This window comes from Caproicibacterium sp. BJN0003 (genome assembly GCF_026314295.1).
Lineage (GTDB): Bacteria > Bacillota > Clostridia > Oscillospirales > Acutalibacteraceae > Caproicibacterium.
On sequence record NZ_CP111108.1, the window covers coordinates 401,079 to 420,679 of the forward strand.

Below are 19,601 nucleotides of genomic sequence, written 5' to 3' on the forward strand. Positions count from 1 at the left end.
AATACAGAAATCCTCCAAGCTTTCACAGGGCTGGACGATTTTTTGAATCTGTTTATTTTACTGTTTTCTATGTTACCTTGCGCAACCAACAGATAGCAGCTTTTATCCAATTAGCATTGATGCTTAAAAAAGCTCTTGATAAAAACCAGCAAAAATTGTTTACTATTTTAGTCAATAGTGAATTAATTTTTATTAAGTTTTATTGCAATATTAAAAAATTAAGCCTTGTATTTGTAGAATTAGATTTTATTAACAACTAAATAATTGTACATAAGAGCAAAAAAGCTGTTGGACTTTATTAAGACTTTTTTCTATTCTTAAGCTACACCATCAAAACGAATGACGGACAGACTCGAGTCGCTGAATTTTTGTTTTGGAAATGGGGACTTTTATGATAAGGCCCACAATCAAAAAACGGGGAGTTGTGATTATGGAAGAAAATGTTCAAAAACGATCGAAAGGCTTCGAAAAATTTCTGCAGCATGTCGAAATTGTTGGCAATAAGATTCCACATCCGGTCTCACTATTTATTTATTTATCCATCGCAGTGATTCTTTTATCTTTTATATGTGCAAAAGCAGGTCTTTCTGCAATTAACCCTGCTACTGGCAAAGAGGTTGTCGCTTTTAACTTGTTGTCCGTTGACGGTTTCATTAAAATGCTGACACAAGCGGTTAATAATTTTACAACTTTGCCTGCCTTGGGGTTAGTGTTGGTTTGTATGATGGGCGTTGGACTATGTGACCATTCAGGTTTGTTTAATGTAGCTTTAAAAGGTCTTGTAGAACGCTCAAATGCATCTGATACCAAAATTATAGCAATTTTCTGCTTCCTTTGTGTAATGGCTGATTGTACCGGTGGTGCAGGATTTGTGGTCATGCCGCCTTTAGGTGCAATTATTTGGGCAAGCATGCGTAGAAATCCGATGGCAGGTATGTTTGCAGCATATGCAAGCGTTTCCGGCGCATTTGCATCCAATTTGATGATAACTTCTATGGATGTGGTAAATGTAAGTTTTACAGAGACTGCTGCGCAGCTTGTAAATCCACAGTATACGCTGTCCCCCGCAATTAACTGGTATTTTTCAGCGTTTTCGGTTCCGGTTCTGACCATTGTATCGGTACTTATTACAATCAAGTTTGTAGAACCTCATCTTGGAAAATATAACCCTGCATATGCTGATTCTGATAATGACAGTTCTGATTCTGCAACTTCAGAGCAAGAATTAAAAGCATTGAAAAGTGCAGGAATTTCTTTGGTGATCTTTGTAGCAGTTGTTGTTGCATTACTCGTTTCTGGTATTTTGAATGATCCCAAAACAGGATCTGCAATTGCATCTTCTGCTCCCTTTATGAAAGGGTTGACGGTGCTGATTGCTTTTATGTTTGGAATTCCTGGAGCGGTATATGGATTAAAATGCGGTAAATTTCATGGAATTGCCGGCATAGCAGAAGCACTTGGAAAAACGATGGCTGGTATGGGCGGATACATTGCATTGATGTTTTTCATTGCACAGTTTCTTAGTTATTTTAGCTGGTCTAACCTTGGTATCATTTTTGCCATCAATGGTTCTGTACTTTTGAAATCTTCTGGCCTGCCAATCTGGTTGGTATTAGTCCTTTTCGTTATCATGTGTATGATTATCAATCTGCTGATTGGCAGTGCATCTACGAAATGGGCAATTCTTGCACCGGTTTTTGTCCCGATGTTTATGCTGTTAGGCTATCATCCGGCTTTAATTCAGATGGCTTATCGAATTGGCGATGCAATTACGAATCCAATCTGTCCTACATTTGCTTATTTTGGTATGTTAGTAGCTCTGGCTCAGCGTTATGACAAGAGAAGCGGTTTTGGAACATTGATTGCGAATATGTTGCCCTACTCGATTGCATTTTTTGCCTTTATGATGGTACAACTGCTTGCTTGGTTCTTCCTAGGGATTCCTTTTGGACCAGGGGCTCCACTCCTTTTGAATTAAATAGACGAAGAGTGCAAAATTCCATATGATCGATTATTACGAATTTTATTGTTTAACTGTAATGAATAATAAAAGCCCCCTATTTTATTTGGGGCAATTTTATGAAGGAGATCATGATCTTTGAAGAATGACATTATTGAAGGGAAGCGTGCTTCTGCGAAGCTGCGCGGCTACATAAAAAAACGAATTGAAACGATGCAGACTACAATGTCTAGAAAAGGCCTGGATGCAGTCATTATGACTCGCCCCGAAAATGTTTTTTACTTTAGCAATTTTAATCCAATTATTATTAGCAACACACCGTATTTTGTGATTACCCCTGACCGTGGATTTCTGTTAGTACATTGTATCAGGCATGATCACGCGGTCAATGAAGGCGCAGTTGAGGATGTATTTTGCTATGGTAAATGGGGTGCAACAAAATCTGTTGCAATGAACGAATTTGATGCATTAAAAGAACTTTTGGGTGACGGGGAATTAGCTGTTGGAGTTGAAGGCGATTATGCCAGTATGAATTGGCTAAATTCCCTGAGCTCAAAGCTGCATGTGAAAAAGTTCGTCGATATTGCTCAGGATGCTGTTAATCAGCGCTTGATCAAAGACTCGCATGAAATTAAAATGTGTCGGATTTCCGGGCGTTTAGTCGACCTCGGCGTTACCACGGCAATCAAAGCACTCGACAACGGCGCAAGTGAAGCAGAGGCGTGCACGGAAGGCCAATACGCAATGCGTCAGCTTTGGCATAGCGACTATCAGCAATATGAAGTTTCGGGCTTTTCCAATACCGAAACTGCCCAAATTGATACGTTATGCGTTTGGTGTATGTCAAATGAAAGGCTAAATTATGGATGTGACTGTCCTAGTGGTTATGTCCCAAAACACGGAGATCTGACAATGCCGATGAGCTGGGCTCGTGTGTCCGGTTACAATGTGGAAAATGAGAGAACCGTGATTGTCGGCGGCCTGGATGAGATGCATCAGCGTGCCTATGACGCGATGCTTCGGGCCCGCCAGCAGATCTTTAAACAGCTTCACCCGGGTGCAATCTTTGAAGATTTATACTTTTCCGCGATGAAAGAATATGAAGACGCTGGTTTTGGCAATATCTTGCCGGGACGGTGTGGACATGGAATGGGACTTTCTTCCCATGAGTTTCCGTCCGTCACAAAGGGGAATAAGGCGTCTTTGGAGCCCGGCATGGTTTTGACGGTAGAACCAGGACTAATGAGCGCGGAATTAGGGGCGACTCGTAATAGTGATACGGTTTTAATTACCGAAAATGGGTTTGAGTTTTTAACAAATTCGCCGAGAAATCAAATTGTTATCAAGGCGTAAATATGATGCAGCCTGGATATTTTGCCAGGCAAATGAAAGGGGAATCGTTTAGTTATGAGTATGACGAAAAGAGAACGAATTGAAGCAGCAGTTAAAGGGGAAAAACCAGACCGTGTACCTTATTCTTTGTGGAGCCATATGCCTGGAATTGATCTGGATCCAATTGCTATTACGGAAAAGACCTATGACTTTTACAAGACCTATGATATTGATTTTATCAAAACGATGAACAATGGAATGTATGCCATTGAAGATTTTGGCTGTGCAATTGACTATTCCGATATTGCAAAAGGCGGAGTTGCCAAAGTTGTGAAAACGCCCATTAGTAAACCGGAGGATTGGGGCAAATTGAAAGTGTGCCCAATTGATCAAGGCAGTCTCGCAAGAGAATTGAGCTACTTAAAAATGCTTCTGAAAAAGTTAAAAGACGAAGGCGAAGATGTTCCTGTAATCTTTACGGTGTTTAGCCCCATTACGACAGCTGATAAATTAAGCGGTAAAAAAGCGTTGGAACACATTCGTTCCGGTCACGGCAATCAGGTAAAAAAGGCGTTGGAAGTGATTACGGAAACTACCGAGAACGTCGCGCGCGAAGCAATTCGTCTAGGCGCTGATGGAGTCTTTTTTGCAAGTCAGATGAGCAGCTACAATGTTATGACCGAACAAGAATATCTGGAATATGGAAAACCGTATGATGTTCGTGTCCTGAACGCAGCAAAAGATGGTTGGATGAACACCATTCATTGCCATGGAGAGAATATTATGTTCAATGTTCTCAGAGACTACCCCGTTCAGGTTTTCAACTGGCATGCATGGGAAAGTCTCCCAGAGGTTGACGAAGCGCTTGCATTGAGCGGAAAATGCCTCATGGGAGGAATCGATAGGACGGATATTACCCGCTGCAATCGAAACGAAGTTCGCCATCAGATTTACGAATGCTATAAGATGACGGATGGAAAACATTTGATTTTAACACCAGGCTGTGTCATTCGTTGGCCATTAAACGACGAAATGCTTGCCTATGTTAAAAATGCTAAAGATCTCGTGGAGTCATTTCTTTAAGTTTCAGAGGGCTGAATATTTGGCTGAAAATACATTGCTTTCGCCAAATCAATAAATTTTTGGCCTGCCTGAGTGAGTGTTTTTGTACATAATCGGTTGATTCCGACGGGCTTGGAGCCAATGGTGCTTTCCATTTGGAAGATTGTGACTCGAGACCAGCTTTCCTGCCCAAAAAGACTCGAGCTTTGAACTTGGTGAAAGCTTGAAAAATACTTTTCATTCAGTACAAAGGTACTTGGAATCGTACAGACGCCCATCCCTGCGATGCACAGAGCAAGTTCGGTGAGCAGATTTTGAGTAGTCATGACGATATAGGGATTTAGTTTGCTTTCATCACAGATTGCACGAAAAATCTGACCACCCATGGTATTGGGTGCTTGTGCGACAAAAGGGCAGTTGGCAAAGGTCCGCATTGACTGCGGATGCTGATGCATTTGAAAAATCTGATTGGAAGAAAAATAATTTTTAAGCAGCTGATTGGGCGCAACCAAAACGTATTTTTCTGTAAAAAGAGGCACACTGACAATGTGGTTGGGATGAAATGACGTGTAGCCGATCATTAAATCAATTTTGCCCTGAAGCATCGCTTCTTTTACTTCTTGTGAAGTACGTCCTTCATAAATTTCCAGGTGTACTTTTGGATACATCTGATGAAAAGCGGAACACAGATTCGGCAGCATAGCAGTTCCACGCGTGACAGGAATTCCGATGCACAGCTTTCCCATTGTGAAATCCTTCATATCTTGCAGTTGACGCTCACACTGTTCCATGGTTTCGAGTGCTTCTTTGGCGGATTTGTATAAGATTCTGCCGGCGTCTGTAAGCGTCATAGGACTCCCACGGTCAAACAAGGCAATTTGATATTGCCGTTCTAGTTTGGCAATATGATTGCTCAGCGCCTGCTGAGAAATGTACAGGCGTTTGGATGCACGCGTAAAGTTTAGTTCTTCGGCTGTCACGATAAAATACTTCAGGTTCGTTAAACTCATTTTTCATCCCACCATAGTTAACTTTAAATAGAGTATAAACAAATTATTTGATTCTTACAAGACTTAGGGGCACATTATGAATACAAAATTATATGAAAATCACCTTGCTATTTTAAAAGAAGAATTGGTTGCAGCTATGGGCTGTACAGAACCCATTGCAGTTGCTTATGCCGGTGCGAAAGCACGAGAAATTCTAGGGAAAATGCCGGAACATTGCTGTGTAAAATGTTCGGGAAATATTATTAAAAATGTTAAAGGCGTTACAGTGCCAAAATCCGGAGGCATGCGTGGCATTGACGTCGCAGCTACAATGGGGATTGTTGGCGGGGATGCGTCCCGCAAACTTGCGGTCCTTCAGACGGTTACCCCTGAAGATTTAGAGCAGATCCGGAAAATGTTGAAAGAGAATTTTTGCACCTGTGAACTGATTGAAGGCGTTGAAAATCTCTATATTATAATTGAATTGACTGCCGGCGATGAAAATGCAGTGGTAGAAATTAAAGATCACCATACCAATATTACCCGTATTGAAAAAAATCATAAAGTATTATTCGAAAAAAAAGAAGATTCATCGGAAATGGAAACAAAGAAGGAAATCGGAAACCGAGATCTTCTGAATTTGCATAACATTATTGAGTTTGCGGATGAAGTTAAAATTTCTGATCTGGAACCGATTTTAAAGCCTCAGATTGAGTTTAACACGGCGATTGCGCAAGAAGGATTAAAAGGCGAATGGGGTGCTGAGGTCGGAAAAATACTTTTGGAACGGGCGAAGGGGGCTGAGCGAGCCAGACTGCTTTCTCGTGCTTATGCTGCTGCCGGCAGTGATGCGCGTATGAGCGGATGCGCTCTTCCAGTGGTCATTAATTCAGGCAGTGGAAATCAAGGGATTACTTTGACGATGCCAGTTGTGGTCTATGCGAACGAGCTGGATGCTAGTGAAGAGCTCCGTTATCGTGCTCTGGCAGCAGCAAATTTAATCTCCATTCATCAGAAAAAATATATTGGGAGCCTTTCGGCCTATTGTGGAGCTACCAGCGCTGCATGCGGCGCTGCATGCGGGATTGCATATCTAATGTATAAAGGAAAAATTTCTGAGGAAAAGTTTTATCAGATGATTGGGAACACCATCACAAATTCCATCTGCACAGTTGGTGGAATGGTTTGTGATGGAGCGAAGTCTTCCTGCGCAGCAAAAATCAGCATTGCGGTAGAAACTGCACTTCAGGCTCTTGATATGAGCATTCATCAGTGTGTATTTCAGCCTGGAGAAGGCCTTTCCATGAGTACTGCGGAAAAGACAATTGCCACGGTGGGGCGGATGGCTCGAGTTGGAATGAAAAGCACAGATGTTGAAATCCTAAATATTATGCTTGGCAGTTAAAGTAATTTATCTTTCTATTTCTTCCTATTAATAATCATCCATGTGATTGATGCAGCGGTAAAAAAAGGATGGATTAAAAAGAGGACCTTTCTAAAAATTTTTAGAAAGGCCCTCTTTTAGTGTCATTGTATAAGCCGAATCATTTTGCTTATCAAAATAGAAAATCTTCTGAATATGTTTTTCAAAGGATGGTATTCAATTTAGATATATACTTTGAATACGAAAGATATACAATTAACGGATGTTGCTAGTCTTAATAAAAACATTATTTTCAATCACACATTTCTTTCCGGTGAATTTTACATTCAGTTGCTTACCTTCAATATATGTTTTGGTTACCTGTACCAATAGCTGCTTTGTATCCGTTTCAACAAGATAATATGCACTCATATCATTTAATGAATCTGCGGCCTGCAAGACTCCGGGCTGAACAATGAAATCAATCATTGCCTCTGCTTTACTCAATTTCTTTTTTCTGATCAGAGGATAAATTGCTTTTGCCATAGGCCATTTGTCCTTGACTACGGAATCGTACTTCGATCCGAACTTGCTCGCTTTCTGATATTGGTTTAGATCAATTTGTTCTCTTATGGTTGTAATTACAACATCCTCATTACACTCCAATAATGAATCCACGCTGATGTCAAAGAGCTTAGCGATGCACTGCAAATTGTTGATGTCAGGTGTACCATTGTCAGTTTCCCACTTTGTGATTGCCTGCCTTGATACACATAATTTTTCTGCCAACTGTTCCTGAGATAAGCCGGCATTTTTTCTAAATTTTTTTATTTTTTCACCTACAGTCATTTTGACTCCTCCTCATATTTGTCTGTTATAAAGAGCATATCTTTTTATATCCTAAAAGACAAGCAATGGTCTTTTACATTGATGCTACTTTCCGTAGCATCTCAAAAATACAGGATCTATCAAGAGGAGGCTGAACGGAATGCCAAGTATAGATGCAAGTTTTAAGAGTGAACTGGTAAAGTGCATAAAAGAAAAGAGTCTGGCGGAAGCAGTGGGATTAGAGCTCATGAGACTTTGCAGTCTACCTAGCTTCGAGTCTTTTTGAGTGAGTGTTCATTATTCTTTATCATAATTGATACATAGCACGGCTTAATATGTCATCTTTCTATAAAAATTGCAAATTTCTATAAAGATTTTTTAGCGAAAAATGTGGAAATTAACAAATAATCATCATATAATAACACCATAGATGATCTTTGTAATAAGGGATCAAATGCTTACGGATTTTATGTAAATTTAGGGGAGTGATGTGAACGTGAAAGAAACAAAGAAAGAGTGGAAAGCTCCGGAGATTACTGTTTTGTCGGTGAATAGGAATACTGAAAATGGATTGTCAGGTAGTTCGGATGACAATGACATTGGCAGTTGACAGCGATATCAATTATTCTGAACAAGCGCATAACAGCTTGGTATGCTTTCAACCAGGCATTTTGAAATCTATTTAAGGGAGTGATGTGAACATGAAAGAAACAAAGAAAGAATGGAAAGCTCCGGAGATTACTGTTTTGTCGGTGAACGAGGATACGGAAGGTAGCACTGGTCCCTCTTGGGATATGTTTGATAATTCTTCTCCGTCGTAATGCCCATCATTGTGATGATTTCTCTTTCATCGATTGATATCCTTAAAAAGTGGTGATATTTTGAGCGCAATTTGCGGCATTTTTACAAAAAACAAAGCTTTAAATCATGAGAAAGCTCAATCTGTATTGAGAGATTTGGGCAAGTACCGCCATGATAGAACGGGGAACTTCACGGAAGGCCCCGTTTTTTTGGGTTGTCACCAAAACTATGTAACGCCCGAATCCTTCAAAGAGAGGTTACCTTATGAAGATAAAGAAGCGGCCCTTGTTATAACGGCGGACGCGATCATAGATAACCGCGATGAGCTTTTTGAGATATTTTCCGTTCCAGTCGAAGAACAGGCCTTGCCGGACAGCTTCCTAATTTTAAAAGCCTATAAAAAATGGGGAATAAAGTGTCCGGAGTACTTAATTGGTGATTTTGCTTTCGCAATCTGGGATAAGCAAAATAATGAACTATTCTGCGCACGCGATCATGTCGGGAAAAGGTCGCTTTATTATTATGATTCACCGGAGATATTTGCTTTTTCAACGCTGATGGAGCCGTTATTTGAGATCGACGGCATAAAAAAGCGGTTGAATGAAACTTATATTGCCGATTTTCTCTCGATTACCAGTGTACGTCATGAACTTGGAGATGAAATCACAATCTACGAGGATATCTTCAACCTGCCTCCCGCCTGTGCTATGCTTCTCAATAAAAACGGTTTGAAAAAATGGCGCTACTGGGAGATAAAAAAGGCAAAAGAGATACATTTTGACACAGACGAAGAATATGAGGAAGCTTTTAGAAAGGTCTACTCTGAGGCAGTCAAGTGCCGTTTGAGAAGCACGAAAAAAGTCGGTATTCTACTGAGCGGCGGACTGGATTCCGGTTCAATTGCCTGTCTCGCAGCGCCGGAACTGAAAAAACGAAACCAAAAGCTGTATAGCTTTACTCAGGTGCCTATGGAGGGCTACAAGGAATGGCTCCCTGAAAACAAACTTGCCGATGAGCGGGAATATGTGGAAGAGATTTGTGCCTATATGGGCAATATCGAGCCACACTATATAACATCGAAAGGGAAAAGCCCATTGACCGAAATTAATAAAACACTCGGTACGTTGGAACAGCCGTATAAGACGTTTGAAAACTCTTATTGGGGTAATACGTGCTATAAAACAGCGAATGACATGGGCATAGGAGTACTAATGAGCGGACAGACCGGTAACGCCACTGTTTCCTGGGGGAATTTCAGCCCTTATATGATATATTTATTAAAAAACATATATCTGAAGACTTTTTTTAAAGAGATTAAAGCTTACTCAAAGCGACAGAAAACAAATCCGCTGCGACTGATTCTCTCCATCGGGTTTAATTTCATGCCGCGCGGAATAAAAAAGTACAGATATATTAAAAGAAACGGAAAAAATTTTACAGAGCTCCTTTCTCCGATTAATCCAGAATTTGCTAAAGCTATGAAGGTTCAAAAAAGATTTAAAATGTATAAAAATGATCCCTTGTTCATCGAACACGGGGATTCGTTGAGTGAGCGTATGAAGATGTTGGGAAATTCCGGATTTTCGCATTTGGGTGCTATTGAAACAAAAAGTTCGCTTGCGTTCGGCGTTGAAAAAAGGGACCCGACAAGGGACAAAAGAGTGATCGAATTCTGTATCAATTTGCCTGAGAACCAGTGGGTACGCGACGGAGAGGAACGTAGGTTTATTCGCCACGTTATGGAGGGCTATATGCCGGATATGGTGCGGTTGAATACGACTGTGCGCGGAAGACAGGCGGCGGACTGGATGCAGCGAATAGCCCCTGAATGGGCCGAGGTTTACGAGGAAATGGAGACAATCGGAGATAATGAGCTTGAAAAAAAGTATCTTGACATACCAAGAATTAAGCGCTTTTTAGCCGCAAACAAAGAACTTTCTCCCGATGACAATGACGGAACAGAAACCGGCGTAAGGCTTCTTATAAGAGCGTTGATATTCACAAGGTTTTTGCGGAGCTTTGAAGAACAAAAATGACTTTTGGCTTAAAAAACAAGATGAGCCTTATTTCTTATAAATAGTTTAAATTACTATGGAAAATTGTGTAAAAACAATGTAAAATAATTTCAATATCTATTAGGAGATTGCATGAAAGAGTTTTTCCTTTATAAAGCATACGGATTGCTGTTTTCATCTGAAATACCGTTGCCTGAATTGCAAATATCCGAAGGACATCCCGATGTTTCCATACAGCTCGGTACGGTTCCCGAGATGGTATCAGATTCCTCAACAGTGGAAAATCAGGCATCCCGGCAGGAATTTTTACTTCATGTCAACAATGTCGCGTTTTATTATATTACCAATGGAAACAAAATCATCATTGAGCCGAAGGGCGATTATGATGAAGCCGGAATCCGGCTTTTTCTGCTGGGATCGGCGTTTTGTGCGCTTCTACAGCAGAGAGGTTATCTTGTGCTGCATGGGTCGGCTGTGCAAATTGGTGGTCGAGGGGTCCTTTTTACTGGCACTTCCGGCATCGGTAAATCCACGCTGGCAGCCGCCTTTTGCGAAAAAGGGTATCAAATTCTGACGGATGATGTCTGTGCCGTCAAAATTGACAAAACGGGGACCCCTTCTGTTATTCCGGCATTTCCAGGCGTTAAGCTGTGGAAAGATACAGCCAAATGGTTTGACATAGATATACGGGAACTTGAACCGGTAAGAAGAGATATTGAAAAGTTTCGGGTGGGAGCGGGCAAAAACTTCCTTGATCGTATAGTCCCTCTAAATGGAATTTACATTCTGAATGCTGCTGACATTCAGAATATTGACATAAAAGAGATCAAAGGGCTTCACAGATTAGAAGCAATTATTGAAAATACCTATCGGTATCATTTCCTGCAGATGCAAGGGGTCAAATCACTGCATTTTCAGCAATGTGCGGCAGTCGCCGATAAAGTTTCAGTATTTACTGTTATGCGTCCACGGTCTGGCTTTTTGCTTGATGAGCTCGTATCTGCTATAGAAGGGAATGTCGTTTATGGTAATCGATAAAAACACAATCGTTGAGAAAAGAGAAGACATCATCACCGCTGATTTAGACGGAAACGTCGTCATGATGAGTGTCGAGAATGGCAAATATTACGGCATGGATGAGATTGCCACGGCAATTTGGAAGAATATCGAACAACCGATCCGTGTGGAACAACTGGTTCATATCCTGATGGATGAGTTCGATGTTTCGGAAGAACAATGTCAGAAGGATGTCATTACCTTTTTGACAAAGCTTTATAATGAAATCCTTATAAAGGTAAATTAAAAGAAAGGGGGCAATACAAATGAAGAAAAAAAATGAATGGCATGCTCCGGACATTACAGAATTATCTGTAAATGAAGACACACAATACGGTCAAGGTTCAAATAATCTGGATGACAATTATGAGAATTCCTGAGAAGCATGAAAATCTATGCTTTTTATAAATTCCTCTGTGACTACTAAGTTTGCAGAGGAATATTTTTATTTGCAGGAATCGATGTGGCCCAAGCGTGTGGACAGTTTACTTTTATGCCCGATTATAATCCAGATACTTTTTGAAATAGCCATCCTCAATTTTAGCCAGTGATGCATAGGTACCTTGTTCAACAATGCGGCCGTTATCCATCACGAGTATATTATCCGCGTGGACAATTGTTGACAGACGGTGCGCGATCACGACAATGGTCATGCTTTCGGCGAGATTTTCAATGGCTTCTTGTATTTTGTATTCGTTTTCAGTATCCAGCGAACTGGTTGCTTCATCAAGCACAAGAATCCGGGGATTTCGTAAAAGCGCTCTTGCCAATACAATCCGCTGCCGTTCTCCGCCCGACAATCGAACTCCACTATCTCCGATTACCGTATCCAGCCCGTACTCGGTCTTTTCGATAAAATCCTGTGCGGCCGCGAGCTTCAGTGCTCGAACGACTTCTTCTTCTGACGCATTTGGATTGAATCTCGTGAGGTTTTCCCGGATCGTTCCATTAAACAGAAATGGGTTCTGCGGCACATAGCCGATACATTTGCGCCAACTTTTTATATTTAATGCATTTATCGGAGTTGAATTCACACAAATTTGCCCCTGCGTTGGGTGTATCAGTCCCAGCAAAAGGTCAACGACCGTGCTTTTTCCGGCGCCCGATTTTCCAACGAGTGCCGTCATACCTTTATCAGGAATTGTAAATTCAAGATCGGTCAACAAAAATCTATCGCTGTTTTTATAAGCAAAGCTGACATCAAGAAAGGAAACACAAAATGAAGGCTGTTTCAAAAAAGTATCCTCGCTGTAATTGCCACAGCATTCTTCGTTTGCTTTAAAATCTGCGATGGTATTCATCAGTGATTCAAAGGAGGGAAGCATGGACAGTACATTTTGAAGATTGTTTTGAAAAGAGGTAAACGTTGGCCATAACTGCGCAAAAATATAGATTAATATAAGCAGTGTCGCCGGATTTGTTTGAAAATATATCAGGGAAATATAAAATAAAACGGCAATTGCGGCTGCGGCCGCGATTTTGTACAGCATGGAGGCTTTTGTCTGAAGTCTTGTAAAATCAATCACATTGTTTTTCGTATCTTCCGTTGTCTGGTTGATACCAGCAATTTGATCGTTTTCGATGCCGTAGCTTTTAATTTCCTTAATGCCGTCTAGCTGTTCTTGTATCCTACGCATCAAATTTTGATTAGAAGAGCGAAGCGATTCGCCCAACGTTTTCGACTTTTTAAATGTGGATTTTGTACACAAAAAGATAACGGCGGCACATAGCAGGACAAACAGTGTCAGCGGAACCGACATGAGTAAAGCGACGGCTATCTGAAAGGCGGACAATAGGATTTGTGAAATGATCCGCAGGAAAAACAAAGTTCCTCCTGCAATGCGGGTAATTTCATTTGAAAAGTCGCTGGTAATATCGGACTTCCTTTTTTCGTTAAAACAGGAATATTCTGTTTTGACGATGGCCGCAAATAAATTATCCCGCAAATATTTTGTATATCCCTGTACGATGACGGTATTTAGAATCGACATTTTTCGGCTGACTGTGGTTTGGATAATGATGAGGAACAAATATATCGCCAATATGGCAATTAGCCGTACCTTAATATCCACTGTGTTTAGTAAGGCCAGGCCATCGTTGACAAACGGAATCGAAGAAGTCGTTTGTCCGGTAATCCCTGTCAGCGACAAAAGTGGCACCAGCAAAACTAAACCGATACTGCTCGTCACGCCGTCGATCAATATAAACACCAGATTCATGATAAATTGACTGCGTGAGTAGGCATATAAGTTTTTTATATAGCTTATGATCAATTTCATTTTATTTTCCTGTAAATCAATTTTTTGAAGATGGTGTACAGACGAACAGCAAAATAAAGAAAGAAAAGACGGTCAGAAATTGTATAGGAGGAAAAATCATCTATTGTGGGCGTCACATTTGCCATAAAAAATGAACGCTTTCTTTGCAAACCGTGTTTCTGTAAAAAATCGTATTTTTTCCTCTGCAAAAATAATGAATCCTGTTCTCCGTTCTCTTCTGCTGATTCGAAAAAAGGGATACATAATATTGAAAGCTGTCGGGCAAGCGCTGTCTCTTTCGTCTGTCCAATCAGTTTAGGAGGCAGCTCTGTTCCGTAAAGTGCATGGGAAAGAATCAGAGCTTGAATCAACATATATTCCTGCTTACGCTTAACCGATTCCCTTTGAATATAATCCCAGTCCAGTAGGTTTCCTCGAATCAGTTCGGCAACGTCATTCAGCCACCGCAGCCGTTTCCAGGCATGCTTTGAACCGTGAAAAACAAGATATAAAAAGTTTTCTTCAGGATTTAGAATATGGATTTTTGTACCGAATAAATCCGCGTCGGTTTTGTTCGCCCATACCCTGTCAAAATCAAAACGGTCATAGCTTGTTTCAAATCTCCAGTGTAGTTCAAGCGTAGTACCATTGCTTATATAGCCCAGATGATGTGCTCGTTTCTTATAATAGGCAAGCTGTTTTGGAGTCAATTCCGCAAGAGATTTATCCAACACATACCCTAAATCCAAGAGTATGTCGACCGCCTTATCCAATTCTTTCTGATTGACTAATACGTCCAGATCTCTCGATACCCGGGATGAAACGGAATGATAAATAGACATAGCAAGAGCAGGGCCTTTTAAAGAAATCATACGAACGCCCTGGCTTTCGAAGGCGGAGGCGACTCTGCAAAGCTCTTTTGTCAGATTCAGTGAATTCATCATATTCATCGTGCATAACTGCTTTAGGTACGTTAAAGCCTGTTCGTCTTTATGTATACCCTCAATTGCCGTCAGATTTTTATAGACATAAGGGTAAACCCGGTGCTTTTTGACCAACCGGCAGAATCGTTCCCAGTCAAAGGGCTGATCGGTCAGCTCCGCAATTGCTTTTCTATCCTCACTGTATACTGATTTTTGAGAACATAGACAAAGCAGTTGAAGTTCAGGAGAAAATCCGCAGCTATTGAAATAACTTTCGGTTCTGATCATATGGTTGTCCTTCTATTTTTTGATACATCCGAAAAACGGTTCGTTATGGAAAAATTTTTCTGACCGTTTCCGCCGGTTACAAATATAGTACCGCAACGGAGCCAGGCATGCGCAATCATGTTCCCTTGCTCATCTTTAGACACACCGAGATAAACGGTGGCTTTTTGTTTTCGTTTCTGAAGCATCCTCTTTGCGGCATAGGCTTGTACTAGACATTTGCTTTCCCAAAAAGTATGTCTGCTCATTATCCTGACCGCTGCTGAAATTCGTTTGACTGTTGTGATATCCACGCCTTCATCGGATACAGGCGTCTCCGTATTTCCTTCACCGAGAAAGTGGGCTGTTTTTCGAAATGGACAAATCAAAATCAGCAACCTGTAATATCCAAGATACCATAATGCTTCCATAAATAATATTTTATTTTTGAACGATAGTCTAAAAAATTTTTGTAATATCGTCATATTAAATCCTTTGATTTATGGGATTGTAGACAATTCATAATTAGACAAAATATTTCTAAAATTATACCATATGATACAAATAATTTCTACTATTACATTACAAGTAGAACTCTTTTGATATGTGAAACTTTGATGCCATTACTTTTATATAGTCATCGCATATTTCGTTTCTGTAAGTGTGGTGCCACGTTCCTCTTTTGACAATGAAGTAGAGATTTTTTATGTCATACAGAGTTAGAATTGAATTTATAATTTATGACTTTGTATTTTTCTTACGAAATGCCCACACATATGTTGGTTACAGCACTTTGCTGAGTAAAACTTGCTCTGTGAATTGGGATAATAGGGATGCATTACGGTCGCAAATATTTACTCTCATTTGGATTTCAACTTAAAGTTACAGTCGGAAAAGGCTATTGGGAAACTGCTGGTCGGAGCTGTACCGGAAACTGAGACAAAAATTTCATCGGAAAAACCGCTGTTGTTCCCTGAAAAAGTGCCATCTAACAGAATGCCCATAAATGAAAAGTTAGGTTATAAAAGATGCAGGATAAAAACGCGAGCAAAATGGTTCCAATAAAAGAAAAGAGTCCGGACGCGAATTGCGCCCAGACTCAGTTTGGCGGAAGCGGTGGGATTCGAACCCACGAGACCTTGCGGTCTACCTGATTTCGAGTCAGGCCCGTTATGACCACTTCGATACGCTTCCATCTTGATTCAATTGCAGATAAACGCAGAAGCTCTAGAAACCTTCCGGCAGAAGTCTGCATTTTTTATTCTAAAGAATTTGCCTAAAAAAGTCAAGGGCGAAATCTGGTTTTTGCTTGACTGAAAATCAGTCAACAGGTAAAATAATAGACATAATGAGCAGATTTTCTATTATTTTGCAAAAAGAGGTATATTATGAACCGCATGAAACAAGCCGCTGCAGAGCTAGCTTCTCTGTCTATTTATCACGGCATCTTAAATCGAACTGTACCCAAGGCACTTTATCGCCTGCTTTGGGCTGATACAAAAGAAACTTTTCTCAATGCGTGGGGGGAATTCTTTGCTGTCCTTTGCGAGAGAGAGAGCAGTGAAAACTTTGCCGGGCATCTAACCAGCACAGCACTATACGATGAAAATGCGTTTTCGCTAGCTTCAGCTGCAGGGAATGTGGATTTTTCTAATTGCATGCAGGCAGCTGTAGAGCGTGACCTCGAAATCATTTTGGATCTTTCCCGTTTAACCCCCGATGATCTTTTAGAAAGCTGTGGCTTTGAAGATCTTCCGCCGCTGCCGCGTTGGGAAACGGGAGAACCGGTGGAACTGCTGCGCGGAGATGCAAAGACCTGCGCACAGCAGATGGCTCAGTATTATCAGAAAAACGGATGCGGAATGTATGCGCGGTATCGGGCATTTATTTGGAGAGATAAGCGGATTTTGCCGGTAGCGCATCCGGACAAGCAGAAAATGAACCAGCTCAAAGGCTACGAAGTACAGCGCCAAATGGCGATTGATAATACAGTTGCATTTTTAAAAGGGTATCCGGCGAATAACTGTTTGCTTTATGGCGATCGTGGTACCGGAAAGTCTTCTACTGTGAAGGCGCTTTTGAATGAATTTTATCCGCAGGGACTGCGTGTGATTGAAATGCCAAAAGAATATTTGATGGATTTTCCATATTTAGTCGATCAGATTGCGGAAATCCCGATGAAATTTATTATCTTTATTGATGACCTTTCTTTTTCACAGCAGGATAGTACCTATGCAGCACTAAAGTCCGTTTTGCAGGGAGGATTGGCAGCTAGGCCGGATAATTCTCTGATTTATGCCACCAGCAACCGCCGTCACCTTCTGCGGGAAAGCTTTTCAGACCGTGATGGAGATGAGGTGCATCAGAGCGATACCATTCAGGAAAGTCTGTCTCTTGCAGATCGTTTTGGACTTTCTATTAATTTTATGCTTCCTGATAAAGTGCGTTTTCTGGAGATCGTTGATCAGCTTGCCTATCAGCTTGACCTCAAAGAATATATTCCTTTGTTGGAGTCCGGTGCGGAACGTTGGGCGACTGTTCATGGAGGCCGCTCTCCCAGAGTTGCTCAGCAATATATTCGCGATGCACAGGCAAAATTAAGCTTGGGAAAATCATTGGATGACTGAGATCCTTAGAAAGAGAGGATTTTATGAAAAAAAGATGGCTTGCAGGCTTTCTTTGCATTCCCCTTTTTTTAATGATGGTTACCGGCTGCGCGCGGGCACAGATATCTTCTGTAGTTTTCGGGGCTGCAGCTGCCGATTGGCCCGTAAAGGTAGCGAATGTTATTCTTGCAAAGGAACCTGCTGGTGTTGCGGTACTTTCGGGAAATATTGCCGATATTCTTTTAAAGCTGCGGTATGAGACTGTTTTGAAAGCCCGCAGTGAAGACTGTAGTCAGAACGAGCTGTCTTCGCTTCCAGTATATAGTTTGGATCAAGCAAAGGAGCTCAAAAATTTGGGCGTTGATCTAGCTCTTACGGATCAGACCCCAACACAGGATCAAACCAAAGCTTTTTCTGATGCGGGAATTATTTTGCTTAGCCTTTCGCCGGCAAATGGAAGAGCAGATCTCTGTCGCCTTTATACAGAAGTTGGAACCGCAGTGAAAGGCGAACGAACCGGATACGAGCAGGGAGCTAGAATGGCAGAACAGGTTTTGATGGGGATTGATTCTGTTGCACGGATTATTCCCGATAAAAACGTTCTGCTGACTGGAATTTATGTTTCGGATCTTGGTGGATCAACGGTTACTGGGGATATGTTTCAGAATTCCATTCTGGAAAGTGCCGGCATAACCAATGTGGCCGCAGACTTTAAAGGTGGAAAAATGGATTTGACTGCTCTCAAAAGAGAAAATCCGCAGGTGATTTTCTGTCCGATTGGGTTAAAGGAAAAGCTCGAAAGTGCGGATATCTTTGAGGACCTTTCTGCAGTGAAGGAAGGTCGCGTCTATGAAATTGATCCCAATTATATGAAATGGCAGGGGGAGACCGTGATTTTTGCAGTAACGGAGATTGCAGGATTCGCTTATCCGGAATTAAAGCAGACAGGTTCTTTGTCTGCTTTATAAATTGCGGTTTCGTAAGGAGCCTAATTCAATCAACAAAAATCAAAAAGCAGTACAGTCTTTTGGCTGTACTGCTTTTTTTATCGTGATCTAAATTTGTCCTTTGCTAAAACAAATAAATTCTTTTTATTAAAGTTCGCGGGGAAGAAAACCAACCTTCCGCATGACTTTACTAAGGGTGCGGTTTGCAATCCGTGCTGCTTTTTCAGCACTTTCATTCCAGCAAGACTGCAGAAAAGCTTTGTCTTTGCTGTATTTTGCATACCGCTCTTGAATCGGGCGAAGATGCTCTACAACTGCTTCTCCAACGGCTGTCTTAAAATCACCATAACCGCGTCCGGAAAATTCTGCTTCAATTTCCTGATAATTTTTGCCGGTGACACAGCTGTATATATCCATTAGATTATTAATTCCATCTTTTCCTTCGCCATAGTGGACACAGGCTTCACTGTCTGTGATGGCACGCTTAAACTTGCGCATGATATCTTCCGGCTTGTCCAATACATAAATACAACCATTTACATTTTCATCGGATTTGCTCATCTTTTTGGTGGGATCTTGAAGGCTCATGATTTTGCCGCCCTGCTTCATGGTATAGCCTTCTGGAATTTTAAAAGTGGGGCTGTAAAGACCATTAAAGCGAGTTGCAATATTACGGGTCAGTTCCAGATGTTGCGTCTGATCAGCACCAACTGGAACTAAGTCGGCCTGATAGAGCAGAATGTCTGCTGCCATCAAACTCGGATAGGTAAAAAGTCCAGCATTAATATTATCCGCGTGTTTTTTAGACTTATCCTTAAACTGCGTCATGCGGGAAAGCTCTCCAAATTGTGTATAGCAGTCAAGGACCCATGCAAGCTGTGCATGAGCGGGAACATGGCTCTGAAGGAAGAATAGACTTTTTTTAACATCAATTCCGCAGGCGAGAAGAAGCGCATAGGCTTCCAATGCATGTTTGCGGAATTGTGCCGGTTCCTGCCGAACCGTGATTGTGTGTAAATCTGCCAAAGCAAAAATACAGTCAAATTCATCCTGTAAGCTAATCCAATTTTTAAGTGCCCCAAGATAATTTCCCAGTGTAATATTTCCACTGGGCTGGATAGCACTGAATATGCGTTTTTTAGGTGCTTCGGAATTCGTTGTAGTAGGATTGGTAATCTCCATATTTGTTTTTATCTC

General features: G+C 41.2%; 15 protein-coding genes and 1 tRNA gene. 9 read left to right on the plus strand and 7 right to left on the minus strand.

The features are described from left to right. Nucleotides 1–430: 430 nt before the first annotated feature. The 3 genes from OP489_RS01900 (at nucleotide 431) to OP489_RS01910 (ending at nucleotide 4,375) form a co-directional block, all read left to right on the plus strand. The gene (locus tag OP489_RS01900; RefSeq protein WP_266162691.1) at nucleotides 431–1,978 is read left to right on the plus strand and encodes an AbgT family transporter; all 1,548 of its coding nucleotides are present in this window, start codon (nucleotides 431–433) and stop codon (nucleotides 1,976–1,978) included. Nucleotides 1,979–2,098: 120 nt separating this feature from the next. Beyond that, nucleotides 2,099–3,313 (plus strand): M24 family metallopeptidase, encoded by a 1,215-nt coding sequence (locus tag OP489_RS01905; protein ID WP_266162692.1) that lies wholly within the window; start codon nucleotides 2,099–2,101, stop codon nucleotides 3,311–3,313. Nucleotides 3,314–3,367: 54 nt separating this feature from the next. After that, nucleotides 3,368–4,375 carry a uroporphyrinogen decarboxylase family protein gene (locus OP489_RS01910; protein WP_266162693.1) on the plus strand — a complete coding sequence of 336 codons (1,008 nt, stop codon included), beginning with the start codon at nucleotides 3,368–3,370 and terminating at the stop codon, nucleotides 4,373–4,375. Here the strand turns inward: OP489_RS01910 and OP489_RS01915 are convergent. Beyond that, nucleotides 4,372–5,364 carry a LysR family transcriptional regulator gene (locus OP489_RS01915; protein WP_266162694.1) on the minus strand — a complete coding sequence of 331 codons (993 nt, stop codon included), beginning with the start codon at nucleotides 5,362–5,364 and terminating at the stop codon, nucleotides 4,372–4,374. The genes OP489_RS01910 and OP489_RS01915 overlap by 4 nt on opposite strands. A gap of 76 nt (nucleotides 5,365–5,440) precedes the next feature. Between OP489_RS01915 and OP489_RS01920 the strand changes: the two genes are divergently transcribed. Then, a complete protein-coding gene (locus OP489_RS01920; protein ID WP_266162695.1) occupies nucleotides 5,441–6,748 on the plus strand; it encodes a serine dehydratase subunit alpha family protein in 1,308 nt (435 codons plus the stop codon). Nucleotides 6,749–6,982: 234 nt separating this feature from the next. Here OP489_RS01920 and OP489_RS01925 read toward each other — a convergent pair whose 3' ends face one another. Further along, a complete protein-coding gene (locus tag OP489_RS01925) occupies nucleotides 6,983–7,555 on the minus strand; it encodes a helix-turn-helix domain-containing protein (RefSeq protein WP_266162696.1) in 573 nt (190 codons plus the stop codon). Between the two features lie 860 nt (nucleotides 7,556–8,415). Between OP489_RS01925 and OP489_RS01930 the strand changes: the two genes are divergently transcribed. The 3 genes from OP489_RS01930 to OP489_RS01940 all read left to right on the plus strand — a co-directional run bounded on the left by OP489_RS01930 (nucleotide 8,416) and on the right by OP489_RS01940 (nucleotide 11,653). Continuing rightward, on the plus strand, nucleotides 8,416–10,371 hold the full coding sequence (locus OP489_RS01930) for an asparagine synthase-related protein (RefSeq protein WP_266162697.1): 1,956 nt from the start codon (nucleotides 8,416–8,418) through the stop codon (nucleotides 10,369–10,371). Between the two features lie 111 nt (nucleotides 10,372–10,482). Next, nucleotides 10,483–11,388 (plus strand): hypothetical protein, encoded by a 906-nt coding sequence (locus OP489_RS01935; RefSeq protein ID WP_266162698.1) that lies wholly within the window; start codon nucleotides 10,483–10,485, stop codon nucleotides 11,386–11,388. After that, nucleotides 11,375–11,653 carry a lasso peptide biosynthesis PqqD family chaperone gene (locus tag OP489_RS01940; protein WP_266162699.1) on the plus strand — a complete coding sequence of 93 codons (279 nt, stop codon included), beginning with the start codon at nucleotides 11,375–11,377 and terminating at the stop codon, nucleotides 11,651–11,653. Before OP489_RS01935 ends, OP489_RS01940 begins: the two co-directional genes overlap by 14 nt. 244 nt (nucleotides 11,654–11,897) lie before the next feature. Here OP489_RS01940 and OP489_RS01945 read toward each other — a convergent pair whose 3' ends face one another. From OP489_RS01945 to OP489_RS01960, 4 genes are all read right to left on the minus strand, one after another. Beyond that, nucleotides 11,898–13,685 (minus strand): ABC transporter ATP-binding protein, encoded by a 1,788-nt coding sequence (locus OP489_RS01945; protein ID WP_266162700.1) that lies wholly within the window; start codon nucleotides 13,683–13,685, stop codon nucleotides 11,898–11,900. Further along, nucleotides 13,682–14,875: a nucleotidyltransferase family protein gene (locus tag OP489_RS01950; protein WP_266162701.1), complete on the minus strand. Its 1,194-nt coding sequence runs from the start codon at nucleotides 14,873–14,875 to the stop codon at nucleotides 13,682–13,684. The genes OP489_RS01945 and OP489_RS01950 overlap by 4 nt, the downstream gene beginning before the upstream one ends. After that, nucleotides 14,872–15,282 carry a lasso peptide biosynthesis B2 protein gene (locus OP489_RS01955; protein ID WP_266162702.1) on the minus strand — a complete coding sequence of 137 codons (411 nt, stop codon included), beginning with the start codon at nucleotides 15,280–15,282 and terminating at the stop codon, nucleotides 14,872–14,874. The genes OP489_RS01950 and OP489_RS01955 overlap by 4 nt, the downstream gene beginning before the upstream one ends. 674 nt (nucleotides 15,283–15,956) lie before the next feature. Beyond that, nucleotides 15,957–16,045, minus strand: a tRNA-Ser gene (locus OP489_RS01960). A gap of 194 nt (nucleotides 16,046–16,239) precedes the next feature. On the opposite strand from OP489_RS01960, the gene OP489_RS01965 reads away from it, so the two are divergent. Both OP489_RS01965 and OP489_RS01970 read left to right on the plus strand, forming a co-directional pair. Beyond that, nucleotides 16,240–17,478 carry an ATP-binding protein gene (locus OP489_RS01965; protein WP_266162703.1) on the plus strand — a complete coding sequence of 413 codons (1,239 nt, stop codon included), beginning with the start codon at nucleotides 16,240–16,242 and terminating at the stop codon, nucleotides 17,476–17,478. Nucleotides 17,479–17,501: 23 nt separating this feature from the next. Then, the gene (locus OP489_RS01970) at nucleotides 17,502–18,425 is read left to right on the plus strand and encodes an ABC transporter substrate-binding protein (protein ID WP_266162704.1); all 924 of its coding nucleotides are present in this window, start codon (nucleotides 17,502–17,504) and stop codon (nucleotides 18,423–18,425) included. A 126-nt stretch (nucleotides 18,426–18,551) separates the two neighbouring features. Here the strand turns inward: OP489_RS01970 and trpS are convergent, their stop codons facing one another. Beyond that, nucleotides 18,552–19,586 (minus strand): tryptophan--tRNA ligase, encoded by a 1,035-nt coding sequence (gene trpS / locus OP489_RS01975; RefSeq protein ID WP_266162705.1) that lies wholly within the window; start codon nucleotides 19,584–19,586, stop codon nucleotides 18,552–18,554. Nucleotides 19,587–19,601: the final 15 nt, after the last annotated feature.